This is a genomic window from Streptomyces sp. rh34 (assembly GCF_002551245.1).
Lineage (GTDB): Bacteria > Actinomycetota > Actinomycetes > Streptomycetales > Streptomycetaceae > Streptomyces.
In genome coordinates this window covers 1-9,398 of the sequence record NZ_NTGZ01000279.1, presented here as the reverse complement: position 1 = coordinate 9,398, position 9,398 = coordinate 1, and the positions used below count along the sequence as shown (strand labels likewise).

The 9,398-nt window shown below is 72.3% G+C and carries 11 protein-coding genes and 1 pseudogene; 7 read left to right on the top strand and 5 right to left on the bottom strand.

What is annotated here, in order from left to right:
- Positions 1–274: pseudogene (locus CR470_RS32255) on the bottom strand (ATP-binding protein); the annotation flags it as partial.
- A 290-nt stretch (positions 275–564) separates the two neighbouring features.
- Entirely contained in the window at positions 565–1,500 is a 936-nt protein-coding gene (locus tag CR470_RS32250; RefSeq protein ID WP_179892443.1) for a hypothetical protein, read from the bottom strand.
- A 61-nt stretch (positions 1,501–1,561) separates the two neighbouring features.
- On the opposite strand from CR470_RS32250, the gene dapE reads away from it, so the two are divergent.
- Together dapE and CR470_RS32240 are read left to right on the top strand one after the other, a co-directional pair.
- Positions 1,562–2,641 (top strand): succinyl-diaminopimelate desuccinylase, encoded by a 1,080-nt coding sequence (gene dapE, locus CR470_RS32245; RefSeq protein WP_097871008.1) that lies wholly within the window; start codon positions 1,562–1,564, stop codon positions 2,639–2,641.
- Between the two features lie 99 nt (positions 2,642–2,740).
- Positions 2,741–3,526 (top strand): TIGR00730 family Rossman fold protein, encoded by a 786-nt coding sequence (locus CR470_RS32240; protein ID WP_097871007.1) that lies wholly within the window; start codon positions 2,741–2,743, stop codon positions 3,524–3,526.
- Positions 3,527–3,658: 132 nt separating this feature from the next.
- Here CR470_RS32240 and folP read toward each other — a convergent pair whose 3' ends face one another.
- The gene (gene folP, locus CR470_RS32235; RefSeq protein ID WP_097871006.1) at positions 3,659–4,531 is read right to left on the bottom strand and encodes a dihydropteroate synthase; all 873 of its coding nucleotides are present in this window, start codon (positions 4,529–4,531) and stop codon (positions 3,659–3,661) included.
- Between the two features lie 117 nt (positions 4,532–4,648).
- Between folP and CR470_RS32230 the strand changes: the two genes are divergently transcribed.
- Together CR470_RS32230 and CR470_RS32225 are read left to right on the top strand one after the other, a co-directional pair.
- A complete protein-coding gene (locus CR470_RS32230) occupies positions 4,649–5,059 on the top strand; it encodes a cell division protein DivIVA (RefSeq protein WP_373561457.1) in 411 nt (136 codons plus the stop codon).
- Positions 5,056–5,652, top strand: coding sequence for a DNA-3-methyladenine glycosylase I (locus CR470_RS32225; RefSeq protein WP_097871004.1), 597 nt, complete (start codon positions 5,056–5,058; stop codon positions 5,650–5,652). Before CR470_RS32230 ends, CR470_RS32225 begins: the two co-directional genes overlap by 4 nt.
- Before the next feature lie 7 nt (positions 5,653–5,659).
- Here the strand turns inward: CR470_RS32225 and CR470_RS32220 are convergent, their stop codons facing one another.
- On the bottom strand, positions 5,660–6,472 hold the full coding sequence (locus tag CR470_RS32220; protein ID WP_097871003.1) for an enoyl-CoA hydratase/isomerase family protein: 813 nt from the start codon (positions 6,470–6,472) through the stop codon (positions 5,660–5,662).
- A 315-nt stretch (positions 6,473–6,787) separates the two neighbouring features.
- Here CR470_RS32220 and CR470_RS32215 point away from each other — a divergent pair, with 315 nt between their 5' ends.
- Positions 6,788–6,955 (top strand): DUF3117 domain-containing protein, encoded by a 168-nt coding sequence (locus tag CR470_RS32215; RefSeq protein WP_003966491.1) that lies wholly within the window; start codon positions 6,788–6,790, stop codon positions 6,953–6,955.
- A gap of 124 nt (positions 6,956–7,079) precedes the next feature.
- Here CR470_RS32215 and CR470_RS32210 read toward each other — a convergent pair whose 3' ends face one another.
- A complete protein-coding gene (locus CR470_RS32210) occupies positions 7,080–7,745 on the bottom strand; it encodes an O-methyltransferase (protein ID WP_097871002.1) in 666 nt (221 codons plus the stop codon).
- A 250-nt stretch (positions 7,746–7,995) separates the two neighbouring features.
- Between CR470_RS32210 and sigE the strand changes: the two genes are divergently transcribed.
- The gene (gene sigE, locus CR470_RS32205; protein WP_003966488.1) at positions 7,996–8,685 is read left to right on the top strand and encodes an RNA polymerase sigma factor SigE; all 690 of its coding nucleotides are present in this window, start codon (positions 7,996–7,998) and stop codon (positions 8,683–8,685) included.
- A partial coding sequence (locus CR470_RS32200) for an anti-sigma factor family protein (RefSeq protein WP_097871001.1) occupies positions 8,682–9,398 on the top strand: 717 nt, incomplete at its 3' end. The genes sigE and CR470_RS32200, both read left to right, overlap by 4 nt.

The following is a 9,398-nucleotide window of genomic DNA, read 5'->3' as shown; positions in this document are numbered from 1 at the left end:
CCCCCGCGGTCTGGCCGACGGTCTTGCCCGCGGCCGGGACGGCCGTGCCGACGAGCCGGCCGCCGGTGTCGCCGGCCGCCTGGGTGCCCTGCCGCACGGCGCTGTCCACGGTGTCGCCGAGACCGGCGCCGTCCAGCGCGGTCAGGCCGCCCAGGTCAGGGGTCGCCGGGAGATCTGCGGCGCTCGCGGCGCCGGCCGCACCGACCACGGGGGCCGCGCCTGCGGCGATCAGCAGCGCGGCACGAGCGATCCGACGGGTCAGGGGGAGGGCCATGATGCTCCTTCAGCGGGTTGTGCACGAATCTGTCTGTCCGGTGATCGGACGCACTGACAACCGCTTCGGGGGAGGGGGAGGTTGCGGTGGGCCAAGGTAAAGACTGGGTAATGGGTCCGATTATCCGCAGCGGAAGAACCCGGGCAAACGATCCATACCGCCGCGGTCCGGCGAACCGTCACTTCCCTTGGGCGGCAAGGGGATCGGAGCAGGCCTACGAGGTCGCGAGAGGCCGCGCGGAAAACGTCCGGGGGCATGGCCCCCAGGGCCCGTACGGGTGACGGGGCGTACTACTGAACGACCTGGATCCTGACGGCTTTCGTGTCCGTTTCCTTGTTCTTCGCGCGTTCCGTCCGCCAGCCCGAATCGGCGTCCCACACCCGGTCCGCGTAGCTCACGCGCTCGATCCGCAGGGCCTCGGACTGCGCCACGGCCCAGTGCGCCAGCTCCCAGCCGCGCTGCGCGGCCTTGTCCTCCGAGTCCTCCGACCGCGCCGCGGCCGCCGGGACCGGCACCGAGACGGTCGACGCCGCGGACGCGCCGGCGGCCTTGGTGACGGGCAGCACGTCCTTGCCGAAGGCGCGCACCAGCTCGGCCCGCACCCGCGAGGCGTCCCCCGGCCCCTCCGCCGTGGCCGTCGACGGGGTGCAGTTCAGAGAGGCCGGCCTGCGCCCGGTCAGCGCGGCGGCCAGCAGCGCGGCGTCCGGCTCGTGCTTCGCGTACGCCTGCGGGAACCCGCTCCGCTGCACACGCTGCGCGGCCACGGTCAGCGGCAGCCGCGAGTAGCCCGGAACCTCGGCGAGATGTTCGTAGAACTCACCGGCGGAGTAGACCGGGTCCATGAGCTGCGCGGGCGTGCCCCAGCCCTGCGAGGGCCGCTGCTGGAACAACCCCAGCGAGTCCCGGTCCCCGTAGTCGATATTGCGGAGCGTGGACTCCTGGAGCGCGGTGGCCAGCGCGATCGTCACCGCCCGCTCGGGCATGCCCCGGGTGGTGCCGACCGCGGAGATCGTCGCCGCGTTCACCGCCTGGGCCAGGCTCATCTCGTACGTGTGGGACGTCCCGCCGTCCCCGTCGGAGGCCTCCACGACGCAGCGGGGCGGGTTCTTCGAGCCGGACGAGTCGTACTGCACGGCCAGATAACCGCCCAGGGCCCCGAGCACGGCGAAGGCCGCCGCGAATCGGATGAGGCGGCTGCGGCGGGTGGGGCTGGCTGTCCGGGGCACGGGCCCACCGTACTGGAGGGCCCGGCCAGGGCCGATACCCAAGTCCCTTAGGGTCGGGTCCATGGCCGACAGCACCCTTGACCTCACCCTGGACGGACCGGCGCTCACCGCCCGGCTCGTCGACTTCCCTTCGGTCAGCGGGGAGGAGAAGGCCCTCGCCGACGCGATCGAATCGGCCCTGCGTGCCCTGCCCCACCTCACCGTCGACCGGCACGGCAACAACGTCGTCGCCCGCACGGACCTGGGCCGCGCCGAGCGTGTCGTCCTCGCCGGGCACATCGACACCGTGCCGATCGCCGACAACGTCCCCTCCCGCCTGGACGGCAACGGGATCCTCTGGGGCTGCGGGACCTCCGACATGAAGTCCGGCGTCGCCGTCCAGCTCCGGATCGCCGCGACGGTCCCAGAGCCCAACCGCGACCTGACCTTCATCTTCTACGACAACGAAGAGGTCGCCGCGCACCTCAACGGCCTCGGCCACATCGCCGACGCCCACCCCGAATGGCTCGCCGGAGACTTCGCCGTCCTCCTGGAACCCTCCGACGGCGAGGTCGAGGGCGGCTGCCAGGGCACGCTCCGGGTCCACCTGCGGACGGCCGGGGAGCGGGCCCACTCCGCGCGCAGCTGGATGGGCTCCAACGCCGTCCACGCCGCCGCCCCGGTCCTGGCGAAGCTCGCCGCGTACGAGCCCCGCCGCCCGGTCATCGACGGCCTCGAATACCACGAGGGCCTCAACGCCGTCGGCATCGAGGGCGGCGTCGCCACCAACGTCATCCCGGACGCCTGCACCGTCGTCGTCAACTACCGCTATGCCCCGGACCGCAGCGAGGAGGAGGCCATCGCCCACGTCCGTGAGGTCTTCGCCGACTGCGGTGTGGCCGAGATCGTCATCGACGACCACTCCGGCGCCGCCATGCCCGGCCTCTCCCACCCCGCCGCCCAGGCGTTCATGACCGCCGTCGGCGGCACCGCCCGGCCCAAGTTCGGCTGGACCGACGTCTCCCGCTTCGGCGCGCTCGGCGTCCCCGCGGTGAACTACGGCCCCGGCGACCCGATGTACGCCCACAAGCGCGACGAGCACGTGGCGGTCGCGAAGATCACCCACTGCGAGGACCGGCTGCGCTCCTGGCTGACCGGCTGACGCACGGCATTCCCCCGCCCGTAACCTCCGCCGATCTACGCTGGCCGTACGCAGTACGACACGACCCAGCGCGACGCGGGTCGGTGGAGGGAGCGGAACATGGGCAACGCCGAGGACGCACGGATCCCTGAGGGCGCGGAGGTTCCCGAGGGCGCGGTCAGCCCCGAGGAACAGTGGCTGGGCCCGGTCCTGCGCCGCAGGGAGCAGGTCCAGCCCGGCACGACCGATCAGCGGCTGCTGGACTCCGAGGGCGACTCCGAGTGGGTGCACACCGACCCCTGGCGGGTGATGCGCATCCAGTCGGAGTTCGTCGAGGGCTTCGGAGCGCTCGCCGAACTGCCGAGCGCGATCAGCGTCTTCGGCTCGGCCCGCACTCCGGCCGGATCGCCGGAGTACGAGGCAGGCGTCCAGCTCGGCAAGGCCCTGGTCGACGCGGGCTTCGCGGTGATCACCGGCGGCGGTCCGGGCGCGATGGAGGCCGCGAACAAGGGCGCCCGGGAGGCGAAGGGCGTCTCGGTGGGCCTCGGCATCGAGCTGCCCTTCGAGTCGGGCCTCAACCCGCACGTCGACATCGGCGTCAACTTCCGCTACTTCTTCGTCCGCAAGACGATGTTCGTGAAGTACGCCCAGGGCTTCGTGGTCCTGCCCGGCGGCCTCGGCACCCTGGACGAACTCTTCGAGGCGCTGACCCTCGTCCAGACCGGCAAGGTCACCCGCTTCCCGATCGTCCTGTTCGGCACGGCCTACTGGGGCGGCCTGATCGACTGGCTCCGCGACACGGTGGTGGCCCAGGGCAAGGCCTCGGAGAAGGACCTGCTGCTCTTCCACGTGACGGACGACGTGGAGGAAGCGGTGACACTGGTCACGAAGGAGGTCGGTCGGTAGGACCGGTCGCCCCCGCCCGGCCCCTCAAGCCCGTCCGGCGTTCGAGGGCGTCAGTACCAGCCCATCCGGCGCTTGCGGAGCGGGGTCCAGGGGCAGCGCCCCGGACCCCGCCCGCCGCGGGCAGGCGGCGACCTACGCCAGCCCCCTCCGCGCCACGGCAGGCGCACGATGCCCGGCAATGGACGCCACCATGTCCAGGACCTGCCGCGTCTCCGCCACCTCATGCACCCGGTACACCCGCGCCCCCAGCCACGCCGAGACCGCCGTCGTCGCCAGCGTGCCGATGACGCGCTCCTTCACCGGCCGGTCCAGCGTCTCGCCCACGAAGTCCTTGTTGGACAGGGACACCAGCACCGGCCACCCCGTCTCCGCCATCTCCCCGAGCCGCCGCGTCGCCTCCAGCGAGTGCCGGGTGTTCTTCCCGAAGTCGTGACCCGGATCGATCATGATCCCGTCCGCCCGCACCCCGAGCTCCACCGCCCGCTCGGCCAGCCCCACCGTCACCCGCAGGATGTCCGCCATCACATCCTCGTACGCGATCCGGTGCGGCCGGGTCCGCGGCTCCGCGCCGCCCGCGTGCGTGCACACCAGACCGGCCCCGTACCGCGCGGCGACCTCCGCCAGCTTCGGGTCGACCCCGCCCCACGCGTCGTTCAGCAGGTCCGCGCCGGCCTCGCAGACCGCCTCGCCCACGTCGTGCCGCCAGGTGTCCACGCTGATCACCACGTCCGGGTGACGGCGGCGGACCTCGGCGACGAACCCGACCGTGCGGCGAGCCTCCTCCTCGGCGCTCACCTCCTCGCCGGGGCCTGCCTTCACTCCGCCGATGTCGATGATCGCCGCGCCCTCGGCCACCGCCTGCTCGACCCGGGCCAGCGCCGGCTCGTCCCCGAACGTGGCGCCCTGGTCGTAGAAGGAGTCCGGGGTCCGGTTCACGATCGCCATGATCACCGGCTCGTGCGGACCGAATTCCCGCCGCCCCAGCCTGAGTGCACCGCTTCGCATCCCGTGTCTCCTCCTCAGATAGCCCGCCTGCGACCCTAAGGCCTTATCGGGTCGGCCCCGACTTGTCGGTGTCGCATGGCACGATCGGAGCCGGACGAGGTTTCCGCCCCCGGGGAGATGCGCGTGTTCTGGTTCTTGCTGCTCACGATGGTCGTGGTCGTCACCGCGGTCACCCTCGCGGTGGTCGGAGGCGGTGGGAGCGCGGTGCTCCAGGACGTCCCGCCCGAGCGGTTCACCGATCCGCTGCCCGCGACCCGCCCGGTCGGCCGGGCGGACGTCGAGGCACTGCGCCTGCCGATGGCGCTGCGCGGCTACCGGATGGTGGACGTCGACGAGGCGCTGTCCCGGCTCGGCGCCGAACTGGCCGAGCGCGACGCCCGGATCGCGGAGCTGGAATCCGCCCTGGCCGGGGTGCAGGCGGCCGCGGTGACGACGGGCACCGACCTGTTCAAGCAGCCCGGGGACCGGCCCGCGGAGCCCGGCGACCACCCGAACAGCTCGGACCGCACCGAGGAGAACGGGCGATGAGCGGCGTGGCCCTGGCCGCCCCCGACGGCGGGCTGCGCTGCCCGTGGGGCCTGTCCGCCGAGGACTACCTCGACTACCACGACACCGAGTGGGGCCGGGCTGTCCACGGGGACGACGCCCTGTTCGAACGGCTCTGCCTGGAGGCCTTCCAGTCCGGGCTCTCCTGGATCACGATCCTGCGCCGCCGCGAGACCTTCCGTACCGCGTTCGAGGGATTCCGGATCGAAGCGGTCGCGAAGTTCACCGACGCCGACCGGGAACGGCTCCTGGCGGACCCGGGGATCATCCGCAACAAGGCCAAGGTCGACGCGACCCTCGCCAACGCGAAGGTGCTGGCCGGCTGGCGGGAAGGGGAGCTGGACGAGCTGATCTGGTCCTACGCCCCCGACCCGGCCGGACGGCCCGCCCCGCGCAGCCTCTCGGACGTCCCGGCCGTCACGCCGGAGTCCACCGCGCTCGCCAAGGCGCTGAAGAAGCGCTCGATCCGCTTCGTGGGCCCCACCACCGCCTACGCGCTGATGCAGGCCTGCGGGCTGGTCGACGACCACCTCGCGGACTGCGTGGCGCGCGGCGGCGGGGGAGCGCCGCGCTGAGCAGCGGCTACTTCCCGAGGTAGACCGGCTTCTCCTTGGCCAGGAACGCCTCCACCGCGATGGTGTGGTCCTGCGAGGCGCCCGCCCGGGTCTGGAGTTCGTCCTCCTTCTCCAGCGCCTCCGCGAGCGTGTGCCCGGCGCCGTACGCCATCGACTCCTTCAGCGCCGCGTACGCCACGGTGGGGCCGTCCGCCAGGGCACGGGCCACCGCCGCCGCCTCCTCGGCCAGCTCGTCCGCGGGGACGACCCGGTTGACGATCCCCAGCTCCAGCGCGTCCTGCGCGGAGATCGACCGCGGGAAGAACAGCAGGTCGGCGGCGCGACTCTGCCCGATCAGCCGGGGCAGGGTCCAGGACACGCCCGAGTCGGCGGTGAGTGCGACGCCCGCGAACGAGGTGTTGAAGGAGGCGGTGTCGGCGACCACCCGGTAGTCGGCCGCGAGCGCGAATCCGAACCCGGCCCCCGCCGCGACGCCGTTCACCCCGGCGACGACCGGCTTCGCCATCTCGGTGATGGCCCGCACGATCGGGTTGTAGTGCTCCCGCACCGTGCTCAGCGCGTTGCCGCCGCCCGCCTCGCGGGTCGCCGTGAGCGTGGCGACGTGCTCCTTGAGGTCCTGGCCGACGCAGAAGGCGCGCCCGGTGGCCGTGAGCAGCACCGCCCGGACATCCGCGTCCGAGGCCGCCGCCAGCAGCGCGTCCCGGAGCGCGACCTTCGCCGCGGTGTTCATCGCGTTCATCGCGTCGGGTCGGTTGATCGTGATCGTCGCGAGACCCTCGCTCACGTCGTACAGGACGGTGTTCGCCGGCTCGTCGGCCATTCCGGTATCCCCTCGCTGCTCGGGCATCGTTGCCACTGGAGGCAAGCATGGCCGATGCGGGGCTGGGCAGAGATGTGACCTGCGTCTAACGATTGGCCCGCACCTGGGGGCCCGGGGCGGCGCAGTATCGCAGCCGGATCGCCGAATTGGGTGGTTTTGCGAGAGCGCGTTGCGCAAGCGATGCAGACCGATGTTGGTCATCGGGGTCCTTGATGCGGGATAATGGCGAAGAAGCAATGTGTTCGATGCCGGTGAGGCAGCGCCTGTCATGGGGCCGCCGGTTGCGATGAGCTGGTTTCAGGAAGGGGAACGAGCATGGCGGCCATGAAGCCGCGGACGGGCGACGGCCCGCTCGAGGTGACAAAGGAGGGGCGGGGCATCGTCATGCGCGTTCCGCTCGAAGGCGGCGGTCGGCTTGTTGTCGAGCTGACTCCGGACGAGGCCGATGCCCTCGGCGACGCGCTGAAGAAGGTCGTCGGCTGACGCGGAACGCCCATCACCTTCACCACTGCCCGGTACGGATTCCGTACCGGGCAGTGGTGCGTCCCGGCGAGGATCCACGGGTTCATCACGAGGATCTACGTGCTCGGCCCGAGGTTTTGCGTGCTCAGCCGCGCCGGACCGCGCAGAGCAGGCCGTCGCCGACCGGCAGCAGGGTCGACATCAGCTCCTGACTCTCGCGCACCGCCCGCAGCAGATCCCGCAGCCGCAGCACCTCGGGCGGCTGGGCCGCGGAGTCGACCGTGCGGCCGTCCGCGAAGACGCCCTCGAAGCAGACCAGCCCGCCGGGCCGCAGCAGGCGCAACGATTCAGCGAGCACATCGAGGCTCTCCAGCCGGTCGCCGTCGCAGAAGACGAGGTCGTAACCGCCGTCCGCGAGCCGGGGCAGGACGTCCAGGGCGCGGCCGGGGATGAACCGGGCCCGGTTGGTGGCGAAGCCCGCCTCGCGGAACGCCGCCCGGGCGAACTGCTGACGCTCGGGCTCGGGATCCACCGTGGTCAGGACCCCGTCCGGCCGCATTCCGTGCAGGAGATAGATGCCGGACACGCCGGTGCCCGTGCCGATCTCCGCCACCGCTTTGGCGTCCGCTGCGGCTGCCAGCAGGCGCAGCGCAGCGCCGGTGCCCGGTGACACCGAGCGAAGCCCCAGCTCGCAGGCCCGTTCCCGGGCCCCGTGCAGTGCTTCGTCCTCGGCGACAAAGGCGTCGGCGAACGCCCAGCTCGTCTGCCGGTTGGCGGTAATGACCCTCTCCTGTCCCCGTAGTTGGCGCAACGGTGACTGTATCCGCTGGACCCGGGAACCCGCAGATGGGACCGGGCGTTGTGCAAGCTGTGGGGAAAGCGCAGTGACCGGGTCCGCGGATTGGACCGGCGAGCTGCGGGAAAGTCCCGGGCGACGCCCGGCCCCATCAGGGAAAAAGGCTTATCCGGAGCTAACGGGCGAGGTGGCTATGGTAGGGGCTCCACTGGACACCACCAGAGCCGATAGGGGAGGTGCGGCTGCGCCTGTGGACCGGGGAGGGATGCTGCGGCGTCTCCTCAGGTCGGCCGGTGAGCCGAAATCCGTGACCAACATTGCTGACCGTTCTTCCGAAGACTCCGCACCGACCGCGACCTTCGCCTCTGATGCGGATTCTCAGGCGTGGACCCCGCCCTCATGGGAAGAGATCGTCAGCACGCACAGCGGCCGCGTGTACCGCCTCGCCTACCGGCTGACGGGAAACCAGCACGACGCCGAGGACCTGACCCAGGAGGTCTTCGTCCGGGTGTTCCGCTCGCTGTCGACGTACACGCCCGGCACCTTCGAGGGCTGGCTGCACCGCATCACGACCAATCTCTTCCTGGACATGGTCCGGCGCAAGCAGCGCATCCGCTTCGACTCGCTCGGCGACGACGCGGCCGAGCGCCTGCCGAGCCGTGAGCCGTCCCCGCAGCAGGTCTTCAACGACACCCACTTCGACGCCGACGTGCAGCAGGCGCTGGACACCCTCGCGCCCGAATTCCGTGCGGCCGTGGTCCTCTGCGACATCGAGGGCCTCAGCTACGAGGAGATCGCCGCGACCCTCGGGGTGAAGCTCGGCACCGTCCGCAGCCGAATCCACCGCGGTCGCTCGCACCTGCGCAAGGCGCTCAAGCACCGTTCGCCCGAGGCGCGCGCCGAGCAGCGCTCCCTGGCGGACGCGGTCCTGGCAGGGGAGGGCGGAACGGCGTGAGCGGCACAGGACCCACCCCCGCGGAAGCGCATCTGGGGGACCGCCTCGCCGCGCTGGTCGACGGCGAGCTGAAACACGACGCCCGCGAGCGGGTCCTGGCCCACCTGGCGACCTGCGCCAAGTGCAAGGCCGAGGCCGATGCCCAGCGCCGCCTCAAGAGCGCTTTCGCCATGTCCGCCTCGCCCTCGCCCTCCGAGGGGTTCCTGGCCCGCCTGCAGGGCCTTCCCGGCGGCCCCGGCGGCGACGACACCGGCTCCGGCGGACCGTTCGGCGGCCGGGGGCCCTTCGCCGACGAGTTCTTCCCCGGGCTCCGGCCCTCCGGCGGCAGTACCCGCGCCGACACCGCCCCCTCCCCCCTGGACGGCTTCGGCTACCTCCCCGCCACCCACGGCTCCACCGCCGTGCTGCCCGGCGGCTCCGCTTCCGGTTCGGTCTTCCGCATACACGAGGTGGCCCGCGACGCGGACCGCTCGCCCTGGCGCGGGCGGCGCTTCGCGTTCGCCGCGGCCAGCGCCGTCTCCCTCGCCGCCATCGCGCTGGGCGGCACCCTGCCGATGGACTCCGGCCCCGAACCCTCCCTGCGCGCCGAGGGTGCCGGGAACAACGCCACCCCCCTCGACGCCGCGACCCGCGCCGAGAACGGCGCGAAGGCGGTCAGCCGCCGGGGCGGTGGCGCCCTCGCGGTGACCGGCGACGGCCGGGCGGCCGAGCGG

Excerpts from the sequence above, each read along its gene's own strand:
- dapE (WP_097871008.1), top strand. The coding sequence starts at position 1,562 with ATGGCCGACAGCACCCTTGACCTCACCCTGGACGGACCGGCGCTCACC.
- CR470_RS32240 (WP_097871007.1), top strand. The coding sequence starts at position 2,741 with ATGGGCAACGCCGAGGACGCACGGATCCCTGAGGGCGCGGAGGTTCCC.
- folP (WP_097871006.1), bottom strand. The coding sequence starts at position 4,531 with ATGCGAAGCGGTGCACTCAGGCTGGGGCGGCGGGAATTCGGTCCGCAC.
- CR470_RS32230 (WP_373561457.1), top strand. The coding sequence starts at position 4,649 with ATGCGCGTGTTCTGGTTCTTGCTGCTCACGATGGTCGTGGTCGTCACC.
- CR470_RS32225 (WP_097871004.1), top strand. The coding sequence starts at position 5,056 with ATGAGCGGCGTGGCCCTGGCCGCCCCCGACGGCGGGCTGCGCTGCCCG.
- CR470_RS32220 (WP_097871003.1), bottom strand. The coding sequence starts at position 6,472 with ATGGCCGACGAGCCGGCGAACACCGTCCTGTACGACGTGAGCGAGGGT.
- CR470_RS32215 (WP_003966491.1), top strand. The coding sequence starts at position 6,788 with ATGGCGGCCATGAAGCCGCGGACGGGCGACGGCCCGCTCGAGGTGACA.
- sigE (WP_003966488.1), top strand. The coding sequence starts at position 7,996 with ATGCTGCGGCGTCTCCTCAGGTCGGCCGGTGAGCCGAAATCCGTGACC.